Genomic DNA, 24835 nt, shown 5'->3' with positions numbered 1-24835 from the left:
CCAAATTGCACCTGCTTGTGGCCGGATCGGATGTTGTCGCTTTCGACATATCGATATATCGTTTGCACACTCGTTTACCGATATATCGAAATGAGCCGAAGCCCCTCTCCCAGAGCCCGTTCCACCGATTCAGCTGTGCCACGTCGCAATGGCCAGCCGCGGGTGCTGAGCCGCGGCGACCTGCGCCTGCTGGTGCTGGCCCTGATCGGCGAGCAGCCGCGCCATGGTTACGAGCTGATGCAGCTGATCAGCAACCAGTTCATGCAGGCCTATACGCCCAGCGCCGGCACCATGTACCCGCTGCTGGCCAGCTTCGAGCAGGCCGGCTGGATCGAGGCCGAGGAAGTGGACGGCAAGCGGATCTTCCGCATCACCGCTGCTGGCGAGTTCGAGCTGAAGGTGCAGCGCACCCAGGTACGCCTGGCGCAGCGGCGTGCCTTCGACCGTGCCCGCGAGATCACCAAGGCTTCGCTTCCGCCGCCGCTGGCCACTGCCCTGCGCGAGTTCAAGCGGGCGCTGGTGCACCACCACGGCCGCTGGGCCGAGGGTGAGGCGGACGAAGTGGCGGCGCTGCTGACGCGGGCCTCGGCCCTGCTCAACGGTACCGCCGGCAGCGAGAGCCCACCGTTTTCAACGACCCAGCCAGACTGACTCCAGCCAGGTCTCCCCCATGCCGCGCGCCCCCGCGCGACGCCCTTACAGGTAACCCCCATGACCGAACACAACAACACGCGCCTGCGCCTGGATGTGCGCTTCCGTGAACTGACCGTGCTGCGCACTGAAGAGGTCACCCCGCACATGCGCCGCATCGTGCTGGGTGGCGCAGAGCTGGCCGGTTTCGATTCGCCCGGCGCCGACGACCACATCAAGCTGTTCTTCCCCAACGCTGCGGGCGAGATGGTGCTGCCGGTGCTGACCGCCGAAGGCCGCAGCTACCCGGACGGCAAGGAGCCTTCGCCGTCGCGTGACTACACCCCGCGCTGGTGGGATCACGAGACCGGCGAGCTGGCCATCGACTTCGTGCTGCACGACCAGGGCATTGCCGGGCCGTGGGCCGAACGCGCGCAGCCGGGCGACACGCTGGTGATCGGCGGCCCGCGCGGTTCGTTCGTGGTGGCCGACACCTACGACGCCTATGTGCTGATCGGCGATGAGACTGCGTTGCCAGCCATCGCTCGCTGGCTGGACGTGCTGCCGGAGGATGCCGAGGTGCAGGCCTTCATCGAAGTGAGCGATGAAGCCGAGCGCCAGGACCTGCCGCAGTACGAGAATGTGCGCATCCACTGGCTGGAGCGCAACGGCTTCCCGGCGGCCAGCAGCACCCTGCTGGAAGACATGCTGACCGACTTCGAAGCACCGGACGGCGATGTCTTCTACTGGATCGCCACCGAATCGCGCCGCGCACGGATGATGCGCAAGTTCATCGAAGGCCACCTGGGCGTGCCGCGCGACTGGATTCGTTCGACCGGCTACTGGAAGGCCCACCCGGACGAAACCGACGGCGATTGACCGGCTCGGGGTCAGATCCCTTTTCCTGTGGAAAAGGGATCTGACCCCATGCACCGGCAACCTCATGAACCTTCGGCAGGAACCTGCAATTGCCGGCCAACGGCCGGCACTACCCTCTGCCGCGTCCACCCGAACCGCTGCGCAGCCCAGATCTCCAGCGCCACCAGCAGCGCGATGATCAACAACGGCAACAGCAGCCCGAAGTACACGCCCGGCATCATGCCGTTGATCTGCGCCTTCACCAGCCGCAGCACGCCACGGGTGTGCAGCAGCTCATCGACGTGCATGGTCAGCGCCTCGCGCACCACCTTGGGTTCCAGGCCGAGGGTACCGGCCCTGTCCACCAGCGTGTCTTCCACCATGCTGCGCAACAGGCCCTCGCGCACCTTGCTGATCACCCAGCCGGTACCACGTGCCAACGGGCCGTTGCCAAGACGGTCCAGGCCAGGCAGCGGATGCTCGCTGAGGTAGGCCGAGGCGATGGTGTCGGCGACGTCGCCCACCGTGCCCTGGCTGCGCAGCGCCTCGCGCATGCGCGGGTCGTCCAGCGAATCGGTAAAGCCTTCGCTCCAGCCTTCCACCAGGGTCTGCAGGTGCGGCTGGAAATGATCGAGCTGCTTGAACAGCGCGCGGTGCGCACCGGCAGTGAAACCCAGCTGCAGGCCGAAGAAGGCAGTGGCCAGCGGCAGCAGCAGCATGTAGCTGGCCAGCAGCCAGTGATGCCAGCGCTTGCGTCGCTGCAACCAACCACGGCGATGCAGCCAGCGCCAGCCGGCGATGCCCAGCACCAGGCCGAGCAGCGTGCCGAGCACGCTGCCGCCCACCAGATCGAGCACGCTCAGGCCCGACCAGAATTCGTTCAACCAGTACTGCGCGTCCTGCATGGGTCTTCCTTCCGTGGGTGATACCGCAGCCATTGTAGAACCGAGCCCACGCTCGGCTGCGCCGCCGTCGGTGGGTGCGGACCGCCATCGACTGGTGGGTGCGGACCGTTGGTCCGCACACTCCCATGCAATTGCCGGCCAGCGGCCGGCACTACCGAGCTGGCAATGCGACAATCGCGCTCCTTTCCTGCAGCAACGAGGCCCACATGGCCAAACTGACCCTGGCCAGCGTGGACGCGCTGCGTACCCGCTTCGCTGATGACGCTGCCTGCGACGCGGCCCTGGCCGCCTTCGCCGATACCGCTGCACTGCGCGCGCCGCTGCGCGAGCTGGTGGAAGCACAGCACCGCTACCTGCAGGCCGAATTCGAAGTGGCGCAGGTGGCCGACGTGCTGCGCCGCGACCAGAAGTACGCGCCGGTGGGTCGGCCTTCGATCAACATCGTGCAGCTGCGCAAGCAGCAGGCCGCGACCAAGCAGGCGGCGCTGATCGCACGCCAGGTGGTGGCGCAGGCGGCGCAGACATTCGTGCGGGTGAGCGGGATGACGGTGAAGGCCAAGCAGAGCCCGAGCGAAGCATGTGGGGCGTGGCTGGGCGCGTTGCGCTGAGGGATCGTGCGGACCAACGGTCCGCACCCACCAAATGCAGGTTGACACCCACCAGATGCAGATCCGCACCCACCAGATGCAGGTTGGCACCTGCCGGGTAGTGCCGGCCGCTGGCCGGCAACCCCATCGGCATCGGGCACCGCGCATGCAGAACCCAAAAAGAAGGCCCGCTTTTCAGCGGGCCTTCTGCCTTCTCACGACGAGTGAGCTGGGTGCATCAAGCGGCCGGCTTTTCGCCGGTGGCTTCGGTGGTGATGCGGATCTTCACTTCATCGCTGACGTTCGGGGCGTAGGCGCCGACGCCGAAATCGCTGCGCTTCAGGGTGGTGGTGGCATCGAAGCCGGCAGCCGGAACCTTGGCCATCGGGTGCTCGCCGCCGCCGTTGACGGTGACGTCCAGGGTGACCGGCTTGGTGATGCCCTTGATGGTCAGGTCGCCGGTGACGGTCAGCTTGTTGGTGCCGGCCGCTTCCACCTTGGTGCTCTTGAAGGTGGCATCGGCGAACTTGGCGGCGTCGAAGAAGTCGGCGCTCTTCAGGTGCTCGTCGAACTTGGCGGTGAAGCTGTTCAGGCCGCTCAGCGGCAGCTTCACTTCCACGGTGGACTTGGTCACGTCTTCGGCGTTGTACACCAGGGTGCCTTCGACGTTGCCGAAGTGCGCGCTGGGGTTGGAGAAGCCGAAGTGGCTCCACTGCGCCAGCACGTCGGTGTGGCTCGGGTCCAGCTTGTAGGTGCCCGAGGCGATCTTGATCGCTTCAGCAGCTGGCGCGGCAGCAGCGGCATCAGCCGCCGGGGTGGCTGCCTGCTCGGTGGTGGCCGGGGCGGCGGCATCGGCGGCCGGGGCAGCGGTGTCGGCCGGCTTGGAGCAGGCGGCGATGGCCAGGGTCAGGGCCAGCGGCAGCAGCAGTTTACGGGTGGCGCTCATCTGAGGAACTCTCCGGATCGTAGGGTGGGTACACGGTGCAGCAAGAGCCCGCCGCGGAACAGCGGGCCCGAAACCGATACAGCGACTTACGCGATGCGCGCCGCTTCGTCGAACGACAGGCGCGGCAGGCGCGGGAACAGGCCCGCCGGATCACCGTAACCCAGGTTGACCAGGAAATTCGACTTGATGGAGGTGCCGGCGAAGAAGGCTTCGTCGACCTTGGCCGGGTCGAAGCCGGACATCGGGCCGGCATCCAGGCCCAGCGCGCGCGCAGCCAGGATCAGGTAGGCACCCTGCAGGCTGCCGTTGCGGATGGCGGCTTCGTGGCGGCCTTCCTGCGGGCCATCGAACCAGGCCTTGGCATCGGTGTGCGGGAACAGGTACGGCAGCTTCTCGTGGAAGTCCAGGTCGAAACCGATGATGACGGTGACCGGCGCAGCCATGGTCTTGGCCAGGTTGCCTTCGGACAGCGCCGGGGCCAGCTTGTCCTTGGCCTCCTTCGAGGTGACGAAGACGAAGCGCGCCGGCGTGGTGTTGGCCGCGGTGGGGCCCCACTTCACCAGGTCGTACAGTTCCTTCAGCAGGCTCTCGGGGACCGGCTTGTCGAGGAAGGCGTTCTGGGTGCGGGCCGTACGGAACAGCTGATCAAGGGCGGCGGCGTCGAGCGCGTGGGACATCGGTGGATCTCCAGGGCGGCGAAAGGAAGTCAGTGCCCGCGGGCGGCGCGGGGCGAAACGACGAGCCGCAGTGTAGAGTGTCGCGACTGTTGCAACACCCAGCAGGGCTGAAACGAATTAATGCCAATGGTGAAACGATCGAGCGCGCCATGGACGGTCACTGACGGCCGTGCGGGCAATGTCCGCCAGGCGGTCGCGCTGGCCTCGGCACTGCGCCAGGGCACCCACCGACCGCTGCTCCTGCAACCGCGCGCACCCTGGCGCTGGCTGTCGCCGCGGCGCCTGCCCGGCGATGTGAATGGCTACGGCGAGGCCTTGGCGACGCTGGCGGCCGAGGCGCCGGCACTGGCGATCGGCTGTGGTCGCCAGGCGGCCGGTGCCCTGCGCGTGCTGCGTGCACGCGGCAGCCAGGTGGTGCAGATCCTCGACCCGCGCATCGGCGCCCGCCATTGGGACGTGGTGGTGGTGCCGGAACACGACGCCCTGCGCGGCAGCAATGTGCTGACCCTGCTCGGCAGCCTCAACCCGGTGGACGACGACTGGCTGGCCTGGGGTCGCGCCGCGTTCGCCGGCTTCAGCACCCTGCCCGGTCCGCGCACCGCACTGCTGGTGGGCGGGCCGACGCCGCTGGCGCCGTGGGACGAGACGGCGATGGTCGGTGTGTTCCAGGCGCTGGCCGAGCAGATCCGCAGCGAAGGCGGCAGCCTGCTGGCCACCACCTCGCGACGCACGCCGCCAGCCCTGGCCGAGATCCTGCGCGCGAAGTTCGCCGACCTGCCGCACGTGATCTGGGGCGATGGTGGCGACGGTACCAATCCCTATGGCGGCCTGCTCGGCTGGGCCAACCGCGTGGTGGTCTCGCCCGATTCGGTGAACCTGCTCTCTGAGGCCTGCGCCACGCGCATGCCGGTGATGGTGGCGCTGGCCGATACCGCGCAGGGCCGGCTGGCGCGCTTCCAGCAGCAGCTGCGCGAGCGCGGGCGCTTGCAGCCGCACTGGCTGGACTGGCAGTACGACCGCATCGAGCCATTGCGCGAAACCGCGCGCGTGGCGGCGGAAGTGAAGCAGCGCCTGGCCTTGGGGTAGTGCCGATCGCTGGCCGGCAACGCTGCACGCATTACCGGACACCCTGCCGATGCCGGCCAGCGGCCGGCACTACCGGGATGCGCAGCGATTTCTGAACATTTCAATCCGCCCATATCGTTAGAGTCCGGTGTCCCCCATCGGACCGAATGCCTTCATGCGTACCCTGCTCCTGCTGCCCCTGGCCCTGCTCGCCGCGTGTTCGACCGCGCCCACCGAGCTGGACCCGATCTCCTATCAATGCCAGCAGCAGCTGGATGCGTACCGCGAACAGCCGGCGCTGCGCGATCCGAAGACGGGCGAGCGCCCGCCGCTGCCGATCGCCCCGATCAGCGATGCCTGCGACAGGGAACTCCAGCGCAAGGGCGTGGATCGCCCGCTGCGCTGAGCAGCGTATGATCGGCGCGCGGGCCTGCCCGCCGTTGAAGGTACCGACATGGATCGTTTTTCCCGCCTGCGCCGCGCCGCGCTGCTGATCGCCAGCCTGCTGGCGACCGCACCGGCCTGGGCCGACAGCACCGCCTGCCGCGAGCGCTACCCGAGCGTGGCGTCGCAGGCGGCGATGCTGGACGTGGCCTGGACCACCGCCGAACGCCTGGACGCGCTGCCCGATGTGGACGTGGTGGTGGCCGCGCGCGGTGGCCAGGACCTGAGCCGCTACGGCCTGCGCCACAGCCACCTGGCCTTCCTGCTGCGCGAGGACGACGGCCGCTGGCGCGCGATGCACCTGCTCAACCGCTGCAAGACCGGCAGCTCGCAGCTGTACCACGAGGGCCTCGGCAACTTCGTCGGCGAGAGCGGCGGCCATACCGACCTGCGCATCGGCGTGCCGTCGGCCCCCTTGCGTGCAGCGCTGCGCGCGATGCTGGTGCCGCCCTCGATCCAGCCCAAGGCGCTGCACGAAACAAGGTACAACGTGGTCGCCTACCCGTTCGCCACCGACTACCAGAACTCCAACCAGTGGGTGCTGGAAGTGCTGGCGGCGGCGATGGCGCAGGCCGAAGGCGCGCCGGCCATCGTCAAGCGCGAACAGGCACAGCAGTGGCTGCGCCAGCAGAAGTACCAGCCCAGCGTGCTGCATATCGGCCTCGGCAAGCGCGTGGGTGCGCGCCTGTTCGTAGCCAACGCCACCACCACCGACCATCCAGCCGGCGAACGCATCTCCGGCAACTATTCGGTGGTGACGGTGGAATCGGTGTTCGACTTCCTGCACCAGCGCAGCCAGCTGCAGCAGGAACTGGTGATCCCCCATGTGCCGGTGGCCGGTGCCACCGCCGCCACGCCCTGAATCCCGCAAGGAGAACGACATGCGTCCGCTGCTTACCTCTGTGTTGTCGATGGTGATCGTCACCGGCCTGGCGTGGTCGACGGCCGCCCACGCCGAACGCCGCATCGTGATCATCCATGACCCGGGCCCGCAGGGACCGAGCCTGGAAATGTCCACGCAGATGGTGGCCTCGGCCCGCGCCGCAGCAGCGAAGGAAGCCCAGGATGCGGCCGATGCCGGCCAGCCGCTGGCCCGCCCGCAGCAGATCAAGCTGCCGCAGATGGAGGTGAGCGCAATCGCCACCACCGTCGATGGCCGCCGCGAAGTGCTGCTGCGTGATGCCAACGATCCGCAGAACACCGCATCGATGCAGTATCCGCGCGGCGTCGGCGACCCGGCCGTGCAGTTCACCGTGGGCCAGACCGTGAACTTCGAGCCAACCGGCGCCGACCAGGGCTGGCAGCTGAAGGACAACCAGGGCCGCCCGCTGGAATACCTGCCCGAGGCCACCGGCCCGCGCGATATCTTCGATACCCGGCGCTGAGCCGCCGTCCCCACGCTGACCAGGAGGTCTCCATGTTCCGCTGCCTGCGCGTTCCCGCTTCCGCCCTGCTGCTCTCCGCGCTGCTGGTGCCCACCGTCCATGCCGGCGCCGCGCCGCAGTTGAACAGCAGCGAGGCCAGCGTGCTGATCACCTCGCTGATCGTGGTCTCGGTGCCGCTCGCTGCGGCGGCGGGCCTGTCCGAACTGTCCAAGGCGCCGTTCAAGGCCAGCGAACGCAATGGCAGGGTTGCCCGCACCAAGGCGGTGCCACTGCCGCCGATGGAAGTGAAGAAGGTGGAGACCACGGCGGCCGGCGAGCGCCAGGTGCAGCTGCAGGTGCCCGACAAGGCCGATCAGACCGCCACCCTGCGCTGGCCGGCGCGCGTGCATGAAGACCAGACGGCGGCCTTCGTGGTCGGCCAGCAGGTACATTTCGACCCCACCGAGGCCGGTGCCGGCTGGACCGTGAAGAGCGCACAGGGCCAAGCGCTGGCTTACGTCCCCACCGCCTACGCCGCGGGCGATGTGATGAGCGAAGCGTTGTAAAGCTGAACAAGCGGTTTTGGCTTTGCCGCGGGCCGGGCGGATAATGGGCGATCCCCTTTGTCCCCCTGGCTCGCCATGTCCGTGCGTCCTGCCCCTATGTTTGCCCCGCTGACCGCCCGCGCCCTGGTGCTGGCGGTATTGGCGATGGGCGCGGTGGTGCTGCTGTCCAACGTGCTGGTGCAGTACCCGATCAACGACTGGCTGACCTGGGGCGCCTTCAGCTATCCGGTCGCGTTCCTGGTCAGCAACCTGATCAACCGCCGCTTCGGCCCGGGCCCGGCGCGCCGCGTGGCGTGGATCGGCTTCGCGGTGGCGGTGCTGTTGTCGATCTGGGTGGCCACGCCGCGCATCGCCGTTGCCTCGTGCTCAGCCTTCATCGTGGCGCAGTTGCTGGACATCACCGTGTTCGACCGCCTGCGCCGCGGCAGCTGGTGGCGCGCACCGATGGTGGCCACGACCTGCAGCGCGACGGTGGATACCACCATTTTCTGGTCGATCGCATTTGCCGGTTCCACCCTGCCGTGGGTGAGCTGGGCCGCCGGCGACCTGGTAGTGAAGCTGGCGATCGGCGTCTGCCTGCTGGCCCCGTTCCGCGCACTGCTGTGGAAGATGGCGCCGCTGCGCGCGACCAGCTGACCGCACGTGCTCTGGCAGGTGCCGACCTTGGATGGCACATGAGCACGGTAGGTGCCGACCGTTGGTCGGCACGCTCCATCAGAGTTCATCACCGCTGACAGATTGTGCCGACCAACGGTCGGCACCTACCAACAGCGGATCATCCCCGGGCAATTGCTCTAATGGGTGCACCCACTCACCCGAACGGCAGCTCCGCCGCTCTGCACGCCGCCGTAATCGCCGCACACGCGTCTTCAATCGCTGGCGTGGTCGGTGCCAGTCGCGGGCGACGGTCCAGCGTGCAGGCCAGGCCCACGTCGAGCAGCGTGGCATGCGCGCCATGCAGTGCTTGCGCAGTGTCTTCCGGCAGGAAACCGGCAACCGCCAGCGCATCGATCAGCGACGGCGTGTCGCGTGGCTGCAGCAACGCCGCATGCTGCGCACTACGCGCCAGCACGCCGGTCTGCAGCAGGAACTCCAGGTCCACCACGCCACCGGCACCCTGTTTCAGGTCCAGCCGCGCGGCATCGCTGCGGTCCAGTTCAGTGCGCATGCGGCCGCGCATCTTCAGCACATCGGCATACAGCGTGGCCGGATCGCGCTCACGACCCAGTGTCTGTGCACGCACCTGTTCGAAATCGGCCAGCAGGCTGGCATCACCGGCCACACCGCGTGCGCGCACCAGGGCCTGGTGTTCCCAGGTCCACGCGCGTTCGCGCTGGTATTCGGTGTAGCTGGCCAACGAAGACACCAGTGAACCCTTGCCACCGTCCGGGCGCAGGCGCACGTCGATGTCGTACAGGCGCCCGGCGGCGGTGACCGCACCAAGCAGCGCCATCACCTTCTGTGCCAGCCGTGCATACCAGCGCCCCGGTTCCAGCGGACGTGCGCCATCGCTGGCCTCCACGCCAGCCGGGTTGTCGTGCAGGAACACCAGGTCCAGGTCGGAACCGAAGCCCAGCTCAAGCCCGCCGAGGCTGCCGTAGCCGATGATCGCGAAACGTCCACCGGGAATCCCGCCGTGCGCGGCGCGCATGTCCGCCTCGGCCATCGCCAGCACGGTGGTGACCACCGCCTGCGCCAGCTCGGCCAGTTGCCGCGTGCTGTCCACCGCACCCTGGCGGCCATCCAGCGTGGCCATCGCCATGCGGAAGCTGAGCGCCAGCCGCGTCTCGTTGAGCCAGCGCAGTGCGGATTCGGGATCTTCCACCGCCAGCACCTGCTGGCACTCGGCCAGCATGCCGGCCGCATCGGGCATCGGCCCGGACACGCGCACGTCCAGCAGTTCGTCCAGCAGCAGCGGGTACGCGGCCAGCCGCTCGGCCAGCAGCGCGCTGCGCGCCAGCACATCGACCAGACGCGCCAACGCGCTCGGTTGTTCGTCCAGCAGCGCGAGATAGCTGGTCCGGCGCAGCACGGCCTGCAACAGGCCGAGCACACGCTTGAGCGCAGCGTCGGGTTGCGGCGAACGCGTGGCCGCATGCAGCAACGCGGGCAGTACGCGATCCAGCCGCGCACGCGCCGCATCGGATAATGACTTCACGCCGGTGCCCTGCGCGAAGTCACGCAATGACTGGTCGGCGCCATTGGCATCGAGGAAACCGGCTTCTGCCAGCAACGGCGCGTTGCTGCCCTCGGGCAGGCTACGCCAGTAATTGGCCAGCGCGTCGGGCGCGGCTTGACCCTTGCGCGGTGCCAGCAGCGCGGCGAATTCGGTACTGACCCGCTGCTGCTGTTCGGCCAGCGCCGCGCGCAGCACGTCCCAGTCCGGGTAGCCGAGGCCGACGGCGATGCGCTCGCGGTCCAGTGCATCGCTGGGCAGCACGTGGGTCTGCGCATCGCGCAGCATCTGCAGGCGGTTCTCCAGGCGGCGCAGGAACAGGTAGGCCTCGCGCAGCGCACTGCCGTCCTCGGGCGCGATCTGCCCCGCAGCCACCAGCGCGTCCAGCGCCACCAGCAGGCGGCGCTCGCGCAGCGCAGGTTCGCGGCCACCGCGGATCAGCTGCAGCGCCTGGCACAGGAACTCGATCTCGCGGATGCCACCGGCGCCGCGCTTGATGTCTTCGTGCAGCTCGCGGCGCGCGACTTCGGCGGTGATCGCTGCCTTCATCTCGCGCAGGCCATCGAGCGCAGTGAAATCCAGGTAGCGGCGGTACACGAACGGGCGCAGGGTCTGCAGCCACGCTTCACCGGCCTCGATATCACCGGCGACCGCGCGCGCCTTCAGCCACGCATAGCGCTCCCAGTCGCGGCCTTCGCGCTGGAAGTACTGGTCCATCGCCGCGAACGACAGCGCGACGCGGCCGGCGCTGCCGAACGGGCGCAGGCGCAGGTCGACGCGGTGGCTGAAGCCATCGACGGTGGTTTCGTCCAGCAGCTTGGCCAGGCGCTGGCCAAGGCGGGCGAAATACTCTTCGGCGGCCAGCGCGCGCGGGCCGTCGGATTCGCCGCCGTGCGGATAGGCGTAGACCAGGTCGATATCGGAACTGAAGTTGAGCTCGCCGCCGCCAAGCTTGCCGAGGCCGAACACCACCAGCTGCTGCGCGGCGCCTTCGCCATCGCGGACCACACCGTGGCGCTGGGCGAATTCCTGCTGCAGCGCGTCCAGCGCCAGCCGCAGGCAGTCCTCGGCCAGGGTGGTGGCGCCGGCCAGGGTCTGTGCCACGTCGTCCAGGCCGGTCAGGTCGCGCCAGATCAGCCGCGTCGACATGGCAGTACGCCAGCGCCGGATCTGCGCCGGCCAGTCGCTGGGCTGCAGCGGATCGAGCACCGGTGGCGGGATCGGCGGGCAGCCGGGGGTAGCCAGCTGCGCCAGCAGCGCCGGTTGCCGCACCAGGGTGTCCAGCGCGAAGTCGCTGGCCACCGCCAGTCGGGTCAGCAGCGGCAGCAGTTCGGCAGGAACGGGCTCGGGCAGGACCTGGGCCAGGCGCGCCAGGGCGCGGTCGACAAGGGGCTGCAGCGGGGCGGGCAGGTCAGCGGGGGCGAGGGTCATGGGTCTGATTGTATCGACCCGGCTGGGACGCAACGGACCCGGTAGTGCCGGCCGCTGGCCGGCAGATCCCATGATTCTGCCGAAGGTTGCTGCAGTTGCCGGCCAGCGGCCGGCACTACCGATAATGCAGGCCGCGTATTCACACTGGGCGACAGGCAATAAAAAAGCCCGCTTGCAGCGAACTGCCAGCGGGCTCTGCTCCCTCCCCCACGTCGGGATGCAGGGCCATCGTGCGGGCTGCGAAAGCACTTTGCACGCTGCACTGCAAAACAGAACCGGTGGGTATGGGTGAGCCCCTGGGGGAAAAGCCATTCCACGAAGGTAGGCCCCCCGTACGGATGAGGATGGCCGATAATCGGGATTCCCCCCAGAAACACTGTCGTCATGTCTGTTGATCGCATCGCCAACGCGCGTCTCCGTGACCGCGTGGTCTCCGCCGAGGCCGCAGCCGCGCTGATCCAGCCCGGTGAAACCGTGGCCATGAGCGGCTTTACCGGCTCCGGGTATCCCAAGGCCGTTCCCGTCGAACTGGCCCGCCGCATCGAAGCGGTGCATGCCCAGGGCAATCCCTTCCAGATCAAGCTGATGACCGGCGCCTCGACCGCGCCGGAACTCGATGGCGCGCTGGCCAAGGCCGATGGCATCGCCATGCGCATGCCGTTCCAGAGCGACCCGGACGCGCGCAACCGCATCAACGAGGGCAAGCTGGATTACATCGACATCCACCTCAGCCACGTTGCCCAGCACGTGTGGTTCGGCTTCTATGGCGAGATCGATACCGCCGTCATCGAAGTCTCGGCCATCCGCGAAGATGGTTCGCTGGTGCCCTCCACCTCGGTCGGCAACAACAAGACCTGGCTGGACCTGGCCAGGAAGGTGATCGTCGAGGTCAACGAATGGCAGCCGGCCGGTGTCGACGGCATGCATGACATCTACTACGGCACCGCGCTGCCGCCGCACCGCAAGCCGATTCCGCTGGTGAACGCCAACGACCGCATCGGCGATACCGCGCTGCGCTGCGACCCGGACAAGATCGTGGCCGTGGTGCGTACCAACGGCCCGGACCGCAACAGCCCGTTCAGCCCGATCGATGCAGCCAGCGAGCAGATCGCTTCGCACCTGATCGAGTTCCTCAAGCACGAGGTGAAGAAGGGCCGCCTGCCGCCGAACCTGCTGCCGCTGCAGTCGGGCGTGGGCAACATCCCCAACGCCGTGCTGGCCGGCCTGGCCAAGAGTGGTTTCCGCGACCTGGCCGCGTTCACCGAAGTGATCCAGGACGGCATGCTCGACCTGCTGCGCGACGGCGTGCTGAGCTACGCCTCCTGCACCGGCTTCGCGCTGAGCCCGCAGGCGAATGAGACGTTCAAGGAGAACATCGATTTCTACCGCGAGCGCATCATCATGCGCACGCAGGAAATCTCCAACCACCCGGAACTGGTGCGCCGCCTGGGCTGCATCGGCATGAACGGCATGATCGAGGTGGACATCTACGGCAACGTCAATTCGACGCACGTGATGGGCACGAGGATCATGAACGGCATCGGCGGTTCCGGTGACTTTGCCCGCAACGGTTTCCTGTCGGCGTTCCTGAGCCCGTCCACCGCCAAGAACGGCACCATCTCGGCGATCGTGCCGATGGCCAGCCATGTCGACCACACCGAGCACGATGTGTCGGTGATCGTCACCGAACAGGGCCTGGCCGATCTGCGCGGCCTGACCCCGCGCAAGCGCGCGCAGGTGCTGATCGACAACTGCGCCCACCCGGACTTCCGCCCGCAGCTGCAGGATTACTTCGACCGTGCCAGCCGCGAGAGCTACGGCAAGCACACCCCGCACCTGCTGCCGGAAGCGTTGTCGTGGCACCAGCGCTGGCTGGATACCGGCACGATGAAGGGCTGAGGCCCGCTACGGACGTCGGGTAGAGCCGGCCGCTGGCCGGCTTCCCCAACAGCCGGCCAGCGGCCGGCTCTACCTCACGCGGTGCGCCCGGCCAGCGGCCGGCTCCACCTTCACGCGGTGCCCGGCCAGCGGCCGGCTCTGCCTTTACGCGGTGCGCAACGCCGCCAGCGATTCGGCCTGCAGCCGCTCGTAGATCTCGAACTCGTTGTTCACCGCCACGCCCAAGGCCTGCTCGAAGGCTTCGCGGTTGGCATGCGCGGCATAGGCGCGCTGTTCTTCGCCGCCCAGGTTCGACTGGAAGATGCCCGCGGCACTGACCGGCAGGAAATCCTCGTAGACGATCGGGTCAGCCGTGGCCAGGCCGGCGGCCACCATCACTTCAGCGGGCAGATCGGCCACGCGCTCCGGCGCGGCGCGGCCAGCGTCGGTCAGCTGGTAGCGGTAATACCCCAGGCCTTCCTGGCGCAGGGTGTCATGGTCATCCGGGAAGCTGGCGAACACCGCCTGCAGGCGCTGGCCGTAGTCGCCGCCGGTGCTGCCTTCACCACCGGCGTCGCGGGCCTGCGACAACAGCTGGTCGTACAGCGCGCGGCCCTTCGGGGTCAGCGCCAGGCCGCGTTGTTCGATCTCGCCGAAGCGCGCGGTATGGGTGCCGGCATTACCACCTTCGGCATCCGGGAAATGCACGGCCTCTTCCAGCGCCTTGAAGCTGGTCTGGCGCAGCAGGATCGGGCAGGCGCGGCGCGGCGGGCCTTCGATCACCGCCTTGGCCGCCATGCCGTGCTCGATCATTGCCGCCTGTGCAGCGTCGATGTCCAGCGTGCGCGGGGTCAGGTGGTTGATGTGCGGGCCGCGGAAACTGACCACGTCGGCCACCAGCCGGTGCGCGTTGTGCAGCGCGCGGTAGGTCGGCAGGTCGACCGTGGCGTCACCATGCCAGCGGAAGGTTTCCAGTGCTTCATCGACGAAGCGCTCGGCATCGGCCTGCGACAGGCCACCGTCGCGCTCGGCCTGGTCGATCAGCGCCAGCGCGCCGTCGGTGAAGATGCGACGGCGCGCCAGGATCTTCGCCGACTCTGCACGCAGGGCTTCGTCTTCGATCAGCTCCAGGCGCAGCAGCGAGGTGAACACGCGGAACGGATTCTGCGCCAGCGCCGCGCCGGTCAGCGGGCGGAACGCGGTGGAGTGCACCGGCACGCCGGCCACCGACAGGTCGTAGTAGCCGACCGGGTACATGCCCATCACCGCGAACAGGCGGCGCAGCGTCGCCAGTTCCTGCACGGTACCGACGCGGATCGCGCCATGACGCTCTTCATCCAGCCGCGCACGCTCGTCGTTGCGCTGCAGCTGCGCGGCCAGCGCCGGGTCCTGGGCAAGCACCTGCGCGTTGATCCGCTCCACCAGTTCCACCAGCGTGCCGTACAGCGGCACTTCGGTGCGGTACATGCGGGACATGGCCTGCGCGAACAGGCGGCGGATCACATCAGGCGAAACGAAAGAGGCGCTCATCAGTCACTCGATTACGGGAACGGGGAACAGCTCGGACCCGTATTGTCGCCGGAGCGCCCGGCGGCGGCGATACGCAGAGCAACATGACCGGGTAGTGCCGGCCGCTGGCCGGCAACCCCGGATGCCTGGAAAGGCTGCAATTGCCGGCCAGCGGCCGACCCTACCGCTTCAACTGGCGCTTCAGCGCGGCATCCAGGGTGATCGGCCGGTCCCAGTGCTGGTAGCTGGCCACGATGGCATGGCGCACAGCCCGGTAGTGCAGATTGTCCGGCTTGGTGGGCATGCGCTTGACCACCGCCTCCCAGCCGCCCTCCGGGTCCTGGCTGAAGGCACGCACGCTGTCGCGGCAGGTCTGGCCACTGGCCTTGGCCCAGAAGCAGGCGAAATAGATGTCTCCGGCCTGCCAGCCGTGGGTGGTGAACAGCGCGCTGATGTAGCCGCGCGGCACGTCGGCATAGCGCGACACTTCGTCGAGGAAGGCATCGGGGTAGCGTTCGGCGTAATGGTTGATGTCCTGCAGCTGGGCATCGACCCAGCTGTCGCCGGTGTCCACGTCGTAGGCGCTTGAGCGCTCGGCGGTCTGCTGGGCCAGCACGGTGGCCGGCGCCAGCAACAGGAACAACATCAGCGCGCGCAGTCGGTGGTTCATGCCCCGATTCTGCCGCAGCCGACGGGCCCTGTCAGGCCGCAGCGGCCTTGGCCTCGATCGCCGCCAGTGCGGCCGGCCAGTCGTGGGCGGTATCGGCAGTGACCATGCGCGGTTCGTCGTCGGCCACGCCATGCTGGGTCTCGTGGGCCCAGGTCACTGCGTACGGGGTATGCACGCCCCAGCCACCCAGGGTCACCACCGGCTCGATGTCCGAGCGCAGCGAGTTGCCGACCATCACGAAGCCCTGCATCGGCAGGTCGAATTCGGCCAGCACGCGGGCGTAGGTCTCCGGGTCCTTCTCGGAAACGATCTCGATGCGCGGGAACAGCTCGCCCAGGTTGGCGACCTTGATCTTCGCTTCCTGGTGGAACAGGTCGCCCTTGGTGATCAGCACCACCGGGTAGTGCTCGGCGATGGCCACCACCGCTTCGCGTACACCATCGATCAGCTCGACCGGGTGGCGCAGGGTGTCGTGGCCGATCTCCAGGATGCGCTGGATGTCCTTGGCCTCGATGCGCTGGCCGGTGATGTCGATGGCCGCTTCGATCATCGACAGGGTCATGCTCTTGACGCCGTAGCCGAAGGTGCCCAGGTGGCGCTGCTGCACTTCCAGCAGGTGGCGGGCGGTCTGGGTGTCATGCACGTCGACATAGCGCGACAGCAGGTCAAGGTAATCCTGCTCGGCCTTGCGGTAGTAGTCCTCGCTCTTCCACAGCGTATCGTCACCGTCAAAACCGACCAGGCCGATGGCGCGCGACGGCGCAGGCGTGGGTGTATTCATCGCGCAAGGATACAGGGGCCATGGTGACGAAAAAAACCCGGGCGGCCGAAACCGCCCGGGTTCCCATACGCCCCGACGCAGGACTTACCTGCCCTGTGCACCCTGCGCTGCGCCACCGGCGCCGGCCTGCTGGGCGGCCACGTAGGCCTTGTACTCATCGGCGCTCAGCTCGCCGTCCTTGTTGGTATCGGCCTGGTCGAACACCTGGGCCAGGCCGGCGTTCACCTGCGCCTCGGTCTTGCTGATGGTGCCGTTGCCATCGGTATCGATGCTGGCCCAGGTCTGGCCACCGCCATTGGCCTGTGCCGATGCCGCTGCGGCCGCATTGGTCGCCTGGTCGGCGGCCTGGCCGGCCTGTGCAGCCGCCTGCTGGGCCTGAGCGGCCTCGTTCTGTGCATGCGCGGCCTGCTGCTTGGCCGACTGGGCCATCGCCGGGATGGCCAGCACGCTGCCAGCGGCGACGATCAGGGCGATCAGGGGCTTGCGGTTGCGAATAGTCATCAGGGGTGTCTCCTGCCAATTGGGTGGTGTTGCGCGGCGTGTTGATTCCGCACGGCACCTACCCTGCCACCGCGTTTCTGAATCGATTTTGCGCCGCGACCGGCCCGCACACATGCGATTAACCACTCGCCTCCACGCATGCTTTAGCGCGGTGGTTAGGGTGAAGTGAGTGGCTCATAAGATGCGCATTCAGCGCCTCTGCATTTAACCGGCAGGCAACGAAAAACCTGCGTCAGTCGACGGTTTTTTCCGATGACCGCGAACTGAACAACACCCATGCAAGAGCAACACCGGCGAGCGCACCGGCGATTTCCAGCACCACACGGCTGCCAAGTTCGTTCGGATCGTGGATGGTGGCCAGGAAGATGCGCGCGTACAGCGGCGATTCCAGCCGCACGATGCCCATGTAGAACAGCTTCCACGCATCGATGCCGGCGGCGATGATCACGGCGATGACGCAGGACCAGCCGATCGCGTGCCCCATCGACCACCGCAGCAGGCGGCACAGCTGCGACCACAGGAAGTACACCAGCAGCCCAACCAGCATGGCGATGGCGCCGGCTTCCAGGGTACCGAGCAGGCCGAAGTGCAGGGGAAGGTTCATCGGATGGGCAACGGTGGGATAGCGGCCAGTGTAAGGGATCTGCTTCGGACCCAATCCGGCAGCCACGGTAGATCCACGCCGTGCGTGGATGAGTCTCCATCGAGATCGAATAATTCGACGATTGAACAAAGAGCAGCCGAGCATGAGCTCGGCCCTACAACGGACCGCGCGGGAAACTGTCAGAGGCTGGGCGGTGCCGGAGTGCGGGGTGTCAGCCGCATGGATGCGGCTGCCAAGCCTCCATGGACGGATTTACGGCGTCCCCGCACTCCGGCACCGCCCAGCCAACCCACGGAACGCACGCTGTTGCTGTTGCGTCTGATGTTGCCGGCCAGCGGCCGGCACTACCGCAGGTACAGGGCGCAGCCCTGCCGATACCCCTACCGTACCGGGACGTCGTACGCGGAGCCGGGATCCGGTTCCGGCTGGAACGTGTAGTGCCACCACTCCTGCGGATAGTTCACGAAGCCACGCCGTGCCATTGCCTGCACCAGTTGCCGCCGGTTTGCCTGCTGCGTCTCACTCAGCCCGCTCGTCTGCGTATGCGCACGTGGCCCGAAGAAGTCGAAGTCAGTGCCCATGTCCAACGGCGCACATGCACCGCTTCGGCAATCCAGCAGGCCCAGATCCACCGTGGCACCGCGGCTGTGGCCGGAGCGTTCGGCGATGTAGCCATCGGCCAGCAGGCGCGGCTTGTCCAGGTCCGGATACTGCTGTGCCTTGCGCGAGAGCTCGCGCGGATCGTTCACCCAGGCCATGAAGGCCTGCACCGAACGCACCGGCCGGTAGCAGTCGTAGAGGCGCAGGCCGAAGCCATCGGCGCGCAGGTCCTGTTCCACCTCGGCCAGCGCCTTCGCCACCGGCGCCAGCAGGTAGCACGAAGGCGCCTCGTAGCCGGGCACGCGCGCGCCGGTGAAGTTGTTGGCGCCCGCATAGCGGATGTCCAGGTCGATGCGCGGCGACAACGTACGGATCTCCACCAGCCCGGCGCTGGCCGCGTCGGTGGCCGGTGAAACGCGCGGTGGCTCAGCGGCGCTGGTGGTCGCTGCCAGGGCAATCGCCAGTACGAGTGAAATGCAGGTCCTGGAAGTCATAGCTGAAGTCGATGTCCGGATCGATGGCGCGCAGGTCCAGTGTCGGTGCCAGGCCTTCACCCGGCTGCAGCCACGCCTGCGCGTCTTCGCCCAGCGTATCCCAGCGCAGCAGCCAGCGCCCCTGCAGCTGCAGCACAGCCGCTTCCAGCCGGGGCGACTTGTCCACGCTGAAGCGCAGGCCGTCCTTGCCCGGGCACAGCGAGGCCGGCCCCAGCCACGGATCGGTGTAGCGGCCCTGCCAACGCGGCAGATCGGCGTCCGATGTCGGCCGTGCCTGCGACGTCGCCGGCCGCTGATGGCCGCCTGCCGCTCGCATGGCCTGGTCAGCCTTCAGTTCGGCCAGGTACGCCAGCGCCGGACGCGCCTCATCGGGGGCGGTGAAGCGCTTCAGTGCGGTCTGCATCAATGCGATGCGCGCATCCTCGCCTTCACCGTTGATCAGCATTACCACACCCACCTTGCGCTCAGGCAGCAGCGCCAGCGACGAGTACATGCCCGACAATGTGCCGGTGTGCGCCACCTTCCACTGCCCATCCATGTCCGACACGCGCCAGCCATAGCCGTAGCCGTAGAAATGCGCGTTGTCCCAACGCCGCTGGTGTTCACCCAGCGGCATCGGCATGTGCAGGGTCCACAGCGTACGGCGCTGCTCAGCATCCAACCAGCCAGGTGCCAGGCCGGGATCGAGCAGCACCTGCATCCAGCGCGTCATGTCCCGCAGCGAACAACGGATGCCGCCGGCGGCCATCGACGGCAGGTCCGGGCTGATCGCACCATCGGCGTTCACCACCGTATTGTGGTCGCCACGCCAGGCATGTGGCTGCGCCACGTTGCCGACCCGCTTCACCGACCACGTCCCCACTTGGCAGCGGGTCATGCCCAGCGGCTCGAACACCTGCTCGCGCATCAACTGGTCATACGGTTTGCCACCCGTCGCAGCGGCCAGTTCGCCGGCCACCACGTACATCAGGTTGTCGTAGGCGTAGCGGCTGCGGAAACTGCTGACCGGCTTCAGGTGCGCCAGCCCCGCGATGATGTCGGCACGGGTGAACGCGTTCGGCTCCGGCCACAGCATCAGGTCACCGGCGCCCAGGCCGAGACCGCTGTTGTGGATCAGCAGGTCGCGCACCTGCATCTGCTCGCCCACCCACGCATCGTGCATGCGGAAGCCCGGTAGATGCCGCCGCACCGGATCCTCCCAGCGCAGCTTGCCCTGCTGCACCAGCCGCGCCAGCAGCGCGGCGGTCATCGCCTTGCTGTTGGAGGCGATCTTGAACAGCGTGTCCTGGTCGATGCGGCCGCCGTCGCCGCGCGCGCCCTCGGCATGCTGGTACACCACACGCCCCTGCTCGACCACCGCCATGGCCAGCCCGGGCAGGTGCTCGTGCTGGACCACGGCGGCGACGTCGGCATCGATCGAGGCGGTCGCGCTGGTCTGCGCCGCCGCAACCGGAAACACCGCCAACACGGCCACGCAGATGCAGCGTCGAGCGTGCTGGGCGGGTCTCAGTAGGCCCATGTGACGGTCAGCTGCGCATAACGCGGCGACTGGAACCCGGTACCGTAGCGGTACAGCGGATTCGGCGTACCGATGCTGTCCTGCGGTTCGTAGTCCTGATCCACGGTCACCACGCGCTGCTGGTTGAGCACGTTGTACACCGCCAGCTTGAGACGCAGGTCGGTGGGGATCGGCACCTTGTACGACACGCTCACGTCCAGGTCGTAGGTCCACGGCGTGCGGCCATCGCCACCGCGCGGGGAATGCACGAACACGCGTTCGGAGGGCACCGTGGCCTGGCAGTTGGACACGCACACGTAGTAGCTGTGGAAATCGGTGGCGTCGAATGGATTACCGGCGCCGAAGCGCGTGATCGGGCTGCCCGACTGCACGCCCAGCGTAGCGGCTACGCTCAGGTTCTCGGTCAATGCATAGCTGCCACGGAACTTGAACTGGTGTCGGCGGTCGTTGGCCAGATAGCCGTAGCCGCGGTAGTTCACCCACGGATTGTCGAAGTTCTCGGTACGCCCGGCATCGGCGAAGTCGGTATCGGAGTTGACCGGGCCTTCTGCATTGCCGCGGCCGTATGCGAGGGTGTAGGACGCGTTGAAGCCCCACTTGCCGTCCCAGGCCCGGTCGACTTGCAGCTCCAGTGCCTTGTAGTCACGCTTGGGCTTCACCCAGCCGCGCTGGCCGACGTAGTTGCCGTTGTCGTCGTAGAGCGCCCAGCCTTCCTTCGACGTATCGATGCTGATCCAGCCATCGTTGCTGCCGTCACAGTTGGTGTCTCCCCACACGGTGTTGGTGCGGCCCGGATTGCCCATGATCCACACCCCGTCGATGGCACCACATTGCCCGGTCGCGGTGATGTTCATGTCATCGATGGCGTTGTGCAGCCGGCGATAGGTCACGCTGGCACCGACCGACCAGGCTTCGTTGATCATCTGCTGGAAGCCGAGGATCGCCTCGTCCTGGTACACCGGGTCCATGTCCCGGTTCACTTCTGCACGCAGGTCCGGCACGCTGCCGTCGCCCTGCGAGTTGTCCACCGGGCCGATCTGCACGCCCAGGTTCGGGATGTTGTTGGCTGCGCCGCTGTAGCCGAGGAACTCATACCAGGTCCGCTCGTCGAGGAAGCCACCGGCCTGCTTGATGTTGATGACGTTGGCCACCGGCAGGAAGTAGCGGCCCAGGTTGCCGAAGACCTTGGTCGTGCCATCGCCGCGCACGTCCCAGGAGAAGCCCAGGCGCGGGGCCAGCATGTCGTCGATCTTGATGTAGCTGCTGCCATCGCCACCCTTGTTGTCAAAGGCTTCCAGGCGCAGACCCATGTTCAGCAGGAGGTTCGGCGTCACTTGCCAGTTGTCTTCCAGGTAGTAGGCCGAGTTGATCGTCTCGAATGCACCCTCCACTTCATAGCGACGGGTGCGCGCCACCAGGCCGCTGGCCGGCACGACACCGCCGTTGAGCGAGCTGCCGGGCGTGCGGGCGTAGACGTCGTAGCGTAGGCCGCCCGGCCCGGGATAGGCGCGACTGTAGTCGGACGTGTTCTCCTCCCGATCCAGGCCGAAGCGAAGCAGGTGGTTGCCCAGCGTCCATTCGAAATCGGCGCGCGCGGCCTTGCGGGTGTCCAATGCGGATTCGAGCTGCGAACTGCTGGTGCAGCTGCGGTCACCCTGCAGCGAGGGCGGCACGCCCTGGCTGGCGGTTCGGTTGTCGAACACGCGGTTGCAGTTCTGGTCCATCAACGAGCTCTGCACACGGTTGCGCTTGTTCTCGCCATACATCAGTTTCATGGTCAGGTCGTTGTTCACCTGCCAGCTGTAGGTGCCGGACCAGTTCTTGCCGCCCACCGTGTTGTAGATCTGGTTGCTGCGCTCGCCCACGGTCTGCCCAGTGGCGTAGTCGTAGGCGTAGACATCGGTGAGCGTCTTGCTCTTGTCCGAGAAACCGAACAGCGACAGCATCTGGTTGTCGGTGATCTGCCAGTCGATCTTGCCGCCCCAGAACGGATCATCAGCCTTGCCCTGGCTCAGGCGCGTACCGGCGTCGTTGGTCGAGGTCGGGCGGTAGTCGCGCGCCTCGTACATTCCGAAGAAGAACAGTCGATCCTGCACCAGCGCACCGGAAGCGAACACATTCAGCGCGCTGCGGCTGTAGTCGTCGCGGCTGGCGGTGATGTAGCGGCTGCCGTTGCCGTCGTAGCGGTCGCGGGCCTGCGACTGCCACGCGCGCGGCTCAAACACCAGCTCGGCACCGGCCTTGAAATCATTGCTGCCCGAGCGGGTCACCGCGTTGATGACACCGCCGGTGCTGCGCCCGAACTCCACCGAGTAGCCGCCGGTCTTGACCTGGAATTCCTGATAGAACGAGAACGGTACCGACGAGAAGCCGACCCGATTGTAGAAGTCGGTGACGTTCAGGCCATTGATGTAGACGGTGTTCTCAGCCACCGACGAACCCCCGAAGGAAATGCCCTGGCCACCCAGCGAGCCCTTGCCCTTCACCGCACCCGGCGCCAGCAGCGCCACCGCGGTGATGTCACGGTCCACCGGCAGCCGCGAGAGTTCCTCGCGGGTGATGTTGGTGGCCGACTCGGTGGACTTCACATCCACCATCGACACTACCTGCGGTGCCCGTACTTCAACCGTGCCCAGCGTGCTGACCGCGCCGAGCGGCACGTTCACCGTAGTTGCGCTGCCGAGACTGACCGTTACCTGGCCGACACGGCTGGCGCCACCACCCGGCAAGCCGACCTCCATCTCATAGGTGCCCACCGGCAGCAACGGAATGCGGTAGCTGCCGTTGGCTTCGGCCTGCACGGAGCGCACGAAGCCCGTTGCCGGATTGCGTACGGTCACCGTGGCACCGGCCGGTACCTGGCCGGCATCGCTGACCAGCCGGCCAACCACTGAACCATCCTGTGCGAATGCGCTGGGCGCGATCATGCCCAGACACGCCCCAAGGGCGACGCACAATGCCGCCCGCTTGATGCTGTAAGCCTTCATCCCCTGCTCTCTCCTGCAAGAATTGAATGGTGTGGAATGCGATGTGTCGCGCTAGCGTTGCCTGGCTGGCAGTACCCGCCACTGGAAGTCGTAGCTCCATTGGTCGAAGTACAGGTTGCCGCCTGCCCACTCGGCCTCGCCGCGCTGCGAGTCGACCGTTTCCGAGCGGAAGTGCTGCTTGGCCGGCACGAAGGGCTGGCCGAAATCGTCGTTGAAGGCGATGCGGTAGCCGTCGAGGCCACCCAGGTAGAAGTCACGGAGGGCCGGCACATCACTGGCCAGTGCGCCGGTGGTCACGTCCATCGGCAACCAGCCATACGGCGCCAGGTAGACCTGCCCCCAGTCATGCAGGTTGTTGTAGCCGCTGCCGTCGCCGGAGAACACCATGCCCGACTGCCAGCGTGCAGGAATACCGTTCATGCGCAGCAGCGCGATCAGCAGCAGGGTCTGCTGCCCGCAGTCGGCATGGCCGGCCCGCAGCGCGTAATCGCTGATGTTGCTGAGCGTGGAATATTCGCGCGCACCGGCCCAGGGAATGCGATCGACCGCAGCAAACAGCCTGCGCACCACTTCATACGGGCGCGTTTCACCCTGCAGCACCTGGTCGGAGAACAGCTTCAGCGCAGGGGTGAAGCGCACATGCGGCAGCTGCTCGGCCAGGTAGGGCTTCAACGAGGAATCTTCCGGTGTGGCTTGCACCCTGGCCGGATCGATCGCGGTATGCCGGGCGAAGATCGTGACCGCGTAGCGGATCTCGAAGCGGGTCGGCTGCCCGGCAACCACTTTGGCTTCGAGGTAGGCGGTGCGTTGCTGGGTATGGGCCGGAGCCACGCGCGCCTTGCCGGGGGTGCTGCCCAGCCATTGCACCTGCTCCTGCTGGCCGGGGATCTCGCGCGGGTACGGAATCCACGCGCGGATCGTTTCACCGGCGGGCACCACATCGGCTTTCACCGTGAGCGACTGGGTGAATTCATAGCGCTGCGGCAGAACCGACGCCTGGCCACTCTGTTCGGCCGCAGCAACCACGCCTGCGTGGTGGGCATTGAGCACTTCGTTGGGGCCCGGAGGCGGCATCGGTGCATCCGCGCGGCGACGCGCGCGTGCTTCGTCGCTGAGCAGGAACAGGTTCGAGGGTGCGCGCTTGAAGTACCAACGCTCGCCATCGATATCGAGATGCTCGATCAGGCCGAGTTGGTCCCAGCGCGCAAATTCCTCGTCGGTCAGATCGGGAATGCCGCGCCGTACGGCGTCCTTGGCGGCGTTTTCGTCGAGGGCGAAATCCAGGCGGATGCGGCGCATGCGCTCGCGCTGGAACGCTTCGTCAGTGGCGGCGGGTGTAGTGGCCAGCAGCGCGTCGGCGTCGCGGAAACGGCCGCTGTCGATCAGGTCGATCACCTGCGCCTGACGCGCCTGCTGCTGGCTGCTGCGCTCGCCTGCTGCGTGCGTGGCCGACACCCACAGCAGCAACACGGCACCCAGGCCGGCGGCGGCAGTCAGACGCGGTTTGCGAACGGCAGGATCCACAGCGACACTTCCCCAGCGCGGGTGGTAACGGCTGTGTAACACGGGCCGGGATGTTGGTCAATAATTTATTCTTGCTTTCGGGGCCAAAAGGAATAAATATTCCAACAGGCATTCGAGGA

Annotated in this window: 23 protein-coding genes; 10 read left to right on the top strand and 13 right to left on the bottom strand. The window is 67.2% G+C overall.

All coding sequences use genetic code 11. The features are described from left to right. Window positions 1–90: 90 nt before the first annotated feature. Both ACS0OT_RS01825 and ACS0OT_RS01820 read left to right on the top strand, forming a co-directional pair. On the top strand, window positions 91–651 hold the full coding sequence (locus ACS0OT_RS01825) for a PadR family transcriptional regulator (RefSeq protein ID WP_329953276.1): 561 nt from the start codon (window positions 91–93) through the stop codon (window positions 649–651). Between the two features lie 60 nt (window positions 652–711). Beyond that, window positions 712–1509 carry a siderophore-interacting protein gene (locus ACS0OT_RS01820; RefSeq protein ID WP_329953277.1) on the top strand — a complete coding sequence of 266 codons (798 nt, stop codon included), beginning with the start codon at window positions 712–714 and terminating at the stop codon, window positions 1507–1509. Window positions 1510–1571: 62 nt separating this feature from the next. Here the strand turns inward: ACS0OT_RS01820 and ACS0OT_RS01815 are convergent, their stop codons facing one another. Then, on the bottom strand, window positions 1572–2393 hold the full coding sequence (locus ACS0OT_RS01815; RefSeq protein ID WP_065179552.1) for a hypothetical protein: 822 nt from the start codon (window positions 2391–2393) through the stop codon (window positions 1572–1574). A 206-nt stretch (window positions 2394–2599) separates the two neighbouring features. Between ACS0OT_RS01815 and ACS0OT_RS01810 the strand changes: the two genes are divergently transcribed. Beyond that, window positions 2600–3001, top strand: a complete 402-nt coding sequence (locus ACS0OT_RS01810; RefSeq protein ID WP_069139893.1) for a hypothetical protein — start codon at window positions 2600–2602, stop codon at window positions 2999–3001. A gap of 217 nt (window positions 3002–3218) precedes the next feature. Here ACS0OT_RS01810 and ACS0OT_RS01805 read toward each other — a convergent pair whose 3' ends face one another. Both ACS0OT_RS01805 and ACS0OT_RS01800 read right to left on the bottom strand, forming a co-directional pair. Further along, complete coding sequence (locus ACS0OT_RS01805) at window positions 3219–3926, bottom strand: YceI family protein (RefSeq protein ID WP_005415047.1); 708 nt, start codon at window positions 3924–3926, stop codon at window positions 3219–3221. Window positions 3927–4012: 86 nt separating this feature from the next. Further along, entirely contained in the window at window positions 4013–4603 is a 591-nt protein-coding gene (locus ACS0OT_RS01800) for a malonic semialdehyde reductase (protein WP_005415046.1), read from the bottom strand. A gap of 126 nt (window positions 4604–4729) precedes the next feature. On the opposite strand from ACS0OT_RS01800, the gene ACS0OT_RS01795 reads away from it, so the two are divergent. The 6 genes from ACS0OT_RS01795 (at window position 4730) to ACS0OT_RS01770 (ending at window position 8678) form a co-directional block, all read left to right on the top strand. Continuing rightward, entirely contained in the window at window positions 4730–5689 is a 960-nt protein-coding gene (locus ACS0OT_RS01795) for a mitochondrial fission ELM1 family protein (protein WP_072169051.1), read from the top strand. Window positions 5690–5843: 154 nt separating this feature from the next. Continuing rightward, window positions 5844–6074 (top strand): hypothetical protein, encoded by a 231-nt coding sequence (locus ACS0OT_RS01790; protein WP_005415044.1) that lies wholly within the window; start codon window positions 5844–5846, stop codon window positions 6072–6074. Between the two features lie 48 nt (window positions 6075–6122). Beyond that, complete coding sequence (locus ACS0OT_RS01785; protein WP_188239178.1) at window positions 6123–6974, top strand: DUF2145 domain-containing protein; 852 nt, start codon at window positions 6123–6125, stop codon at window positions 6972–6974. Window positions 6975–6993: 19 nt separating this feature from the next. Next, window positions 6994–7497, top strand: a complete 504-nt coding sequence (locus ACS0OT_RS01780) for a hypothetical protein (RefSeq protein WP_032953871.1) — start codon at window positions 6994–6996, stop codon at window positions 7495–7497. Between the two features lie 32 nt (window positions 7498–7529). Further along, complete coding sequence (locus ACS0OT_RS01775) at window positions 7530–8042, top strand: hypothetical protein (protein WP_188239177.1); 513 nt, start codon at window positions 7530–7532, stop codon at window positions 8040–8042. A gap of 75 nt (window positions 8043–8117) precedes the next feature. Beyond that, the gene (locus ACS0OT_RS01770; protein WP_188239176.1) at window positions 8118–8678 is read left to right on the top strand and encodes a queuosine precursor transporter; all 561 of its coding nucleotides are present in this window, start codon (window positions 8118–8120) and stop codon (window positions 8676–8678) included. A 175-nt stretch (window positions 8679–8853) separates the two neighbouring features. Here ACS0OT_RS01770 and glnE read toward each other — a convergent pair whose 3' ends face one another. Beyond that, window positions 8854–11649 (bottom strand): bifunctional [glutamate--ammonia ligase]-adenylyl-L-tyrosine phosphorylase/[glutamate--ammonia-ligase] adenylyltransferase, encoded by a 2796-nt coding sequence (gene glnE / locus ACS0OT_RS01765; RefSeq protein ID WP_070490025.1) that lies wholly within the window; start codon window positions 11647–11649, stop codon window positions 8854–8856. Window positions 11650–12033: 384 nt separating this feature from the next. Between glnE and ACS0OT_RS01760 the strand changes: the two genes are divergently transcribed. Then, window positions 12034–13548: an acetyl-CoA hydrolase/transferase family protein gene (locus ACS0OT_RS01760; protein ID WP_442256016.1), complete on the top strand. Its 1515-nt coding sequence runs from the start codon at window positions 12034–12036 to the stop codon at window positions 13546–13548. Window positions 13549–13692: 144 nt separating this feature from the next. Here the strand turns inward: ACS0OT_RS01760 and hglS are convergent, their stop codons facing one another. From hglS to ACS0OT_RS01715, 9 genes are all read right to left on the bottom strand, one after another. Then, window positions 13693–15057: a 2-oxoadipate dioxygenase/decarboxylase HglS gene (hglS, locus tag ACS0OT_RS01755; protein ID WP_188239175.1), complete on the bottom strand. Its 1365-nt coding sequence runs from the start codon at window positions 15055–15057 to the stop codon at window positions 13693–13695. A 160-nt stretch (window positions 15058–15217) separates the two neighbouring features. Then, window positions 15218–15706 (bottom strand): hypothetical protein, encoded by a 489-nt coding sequence (locus ACS0OT_RS01750; RefSeq protein ID WP_005415036.1) that lies wholly within the window; start codon window positions 15704–15706, stop codon window positions 15218–15220. Between the two features lie 31 nt (window positions 15707–15737). After that, window positions 15738–16487 (bottom strand): HAD family hydrolase, encoded by a 750-nt coding sequence (locus ACS0OT_RS01745; protein ID WP_442256015.1) that lies wholly within the window; start codon window positions 16485–16487, stop codon window positions 15738–15740. Window positions 16488–16571: 84 nt separating this feature from the next. Continuing rightward, window positions 16572–16988: an EF-hand domain-containing protein gene (locus tag ACS0OT_RS01740; RefSeq protein WP_005407824.1), complete on the bottom strand. Its 417-nt coding sequence runs from the start codon at window positions 16986–16988 to the stop codon at window positions 16572–16574. A gap of 232 nt (window positions 16989–17220) precedes the next feature. Next, complete coding sequence (locus ACS0OT_RS01735; protein ID WP_065186625.1) at window positions 17221–17592, bottom strand: hypothetical protein; 372 nt, start codon at window positions 17590–17592, stop codon at window positions 17221–17223. 380 nt (window positions 17593–17972) lie between these two features. Next, window positions 17973–18686: a M15 family metallopeptidase gene (locus tag ACS0OT_RS01730; RefSeq protein ID WP_216655045.1), complete on the bottom strand. Its 714-nt coding sequence runs from the start codon at window positions 18684–18686 to the stop codon at window positions 17973–17975. Further along, a complete protein-coding gene (locus tag ACS0OT_RS01725) occupies window positions 18619–20205 on the bottom strand; it encodes a serine hydrolase domain-containing protein (protein WP_442256014.1) in 1587 nt (528 codons plus the stop codon). Before ACS0OT_RS01725 ends, ACS0OT_RS01730 begins: the two co-directional genes overlap by 68 nt. Next, window positions 20193–23192 carry a TonB-dependent receptor gene (locus ACS0OT_RS01720; protein WP_442256013.1) on the bottom strand — a complete coding sequence of 1000 codons (3000 nt, stop codon included), beginning with the start codon at window positions 23190–23192 and terminating at the stop codon, window positions 20193–20195. Before ACS0OT_RS01720 ends, ACS0OT_RS01725 begins: the two co-directional genes overlap by 13 nt. A 51-nt stretch (window positions 23193–23243) precedes the next feature. Beyond that, window positions 23244–24716, bottom strand: a complete 1473-nt coding sequence (locus ACS0OT_RS01715; protein WP_329888458.1) for a transglutaminase-like domain-containing protein — start codon at window positions 24714–24716, stop codon at window positions 23244–23246. Between the last annotated feature and the right edge of the window lie 119 nt (window positions 24717–24835).

It is taken from the genome of Stenotrophomonas maltophilia group sp. RY12688, from assembly GCF_052149045.1.
GTDB classification, from domain to species: Bacteria; Pseudomonadota; Gammaproteobacteria; order Xanthomonadales; family Xanthomonadaceae; genus Stenotrophomonas; species Stenotrophomonas sepilia.
Note: the sequence above shows the minus strand (reverse complement) of the source record. Positions and strands in the feature narration are given on the sequence as shown.

Coding starts and splice junctions, on each gene's coding strand:
- ACS0OT_RS01735 (WP_065186625.1), bottom strand. CDS start 17,592: ATGAACCTTCCCCTGCACTTCGGCCTGCTCGGTACCCTGGAAGCCGGC.
- ACS0OT_RS01750 (WP_005415036.1), bottom strand. CDS start 15,706: ATGAACCACCGACTGCGCGCGCTGATGTTGTTCCTGTTGCTGGCGCCG.
- ACS0OT_RS01785 (WP_188239178.1), top strand. CDS start 6,123: ATGGATCGTTTTTCCCGCCTGCGCCGCGCCGCGCTGCTGATCGCCAGC.
- ACS0OT_RS01820 (WP_329953277.1), top strand. CDS start 712: ATGACCGAACACAACAACACGCGCCTGCGCCTGGATGTGCGCTTCCGT.
- ACS0OT_RS01805 (WP_005415047.1), bottom strand. CDS start 3,926: ATGAGCGCCACCCGTAAACTGCTGCTGCCGCTGGCCCTGACCCTGGCC.
- ACS0OT_RS01810 (WP_069139893.1), top strand. CDS start 2,600: ATGGCCAAACTGACCCTGGCCAGCGTGGACGCGCTGCGTACCCGCTTC.
- glnE (WP_070490025.1), bottom strand. CDS start 11,649: ATGACCCTCGCCCCCGCTGACCTGCCCGCCCCGCTGCAGCCCCTTGTC.
- ACS0OT_RS01725 (WP_442256014.1), bottom strand. CDS start 20,205: ATGGGCCTACTGAGACCCGCCCAGCACGCTCGACGCTGCATCTGCGTG.
- ACS0OT_RS01730 (WP_216655045.1), bottom strand. CDS start 18,686: ATGACTTCCAGGACCTGCATTTCACTCGTACTGGCGATTGCCCTGGCA.
- ACS0OT_RS01800 (WP_005415046.1), bottom strand. CDS start 4,603: ATGTCCCACGCGCTCGACGCCGCCGCCCTTGATCAGCTGTTCCGTACG.
- ACS0OT_RS01780 (WP_032953871.1), top strand. CDS start 6,994: ATGCGTCCGCTGCTTACCTCTGTGTTGTCGATGGTGATCGTCACCGGC.
- hglS (WP_188239175.1), bottom strand. CDS start 15,057: ATGAGCGCCTCTTTCGTTTCGCCTGATGTGATCCGCCGCCTGTTCGCG.
- ACS0OT_RS01815 (WP_065179552.1), bottom strand. CDS start 2,393: ATGCAGGACGCGCAGTACTGGTTGAACGAATTCTGGTCGGGCCTGAGC.
- ACS0OT_RS01745 (WP_442256015.1), bottom strand. CDS start 16,487: ATGAATACACCCACGCCTGCGCCGTCGCGCGCCATCGGCCTGGTCGGT.
- ACS0OT_RS01770 (WP_188239176.1), top strand. CDS start 8,118: ATGTCCGTGCGTCCTGCCCCTATGTTTGCCCCGCTGACCGCCCGCGCC.
- ACS0OT_RS01775 (WP_188239177.1), top strand. CDS start 7,530: ATGTTCCGCTGCCTGCGCGTTCCCGCTTCCGCCCTGCTGCTCTCCGCG.
- ACS0OT_RS01740 (WP_005407824.1), bottom strand. CDS start 16,988: ATGACTATTCGCAACCGCAAGCCCCTGATCGCCCTGATCGTCGCCGCT.
- ACS0OT_RS01825 (WP_329953276.1), top strand. CDS start 91: ATGAGCCGAAGCCCCTCTCCCAGAGCCCGTTCCACCGATTCAGCTGTG.
- ACS0OT_RS01790 (WP_005415044.1), top strand. CDS start 5,844: ATGCGTACCCTGCTCCTGCTGCCCCTGGCCCTGCTCGCCGCGTGTTCG.
- ACS0OT_RS01760 (WP_442256016.1), top strand. CDS start 12,034: ATGTCTGTTGATCGCATCGCCAACGCGCGTCTCCGTGACCGCGTGGTC.
- ACS0OT_RS01720 (WP_442256013.1), bottom strand. CDS start 23,192: ATGAAGGCTTACAGCATCAAGCGGGCGGCATTGTGCGTCGCCCTTGGG.
- ACS0OT_RS01795 (WP_072169051.1), top strand. CDS start 4,730: ATGGTGAAACGATCGAGCGCGCCATGGACGGTCACTGACGGCCGTGCG.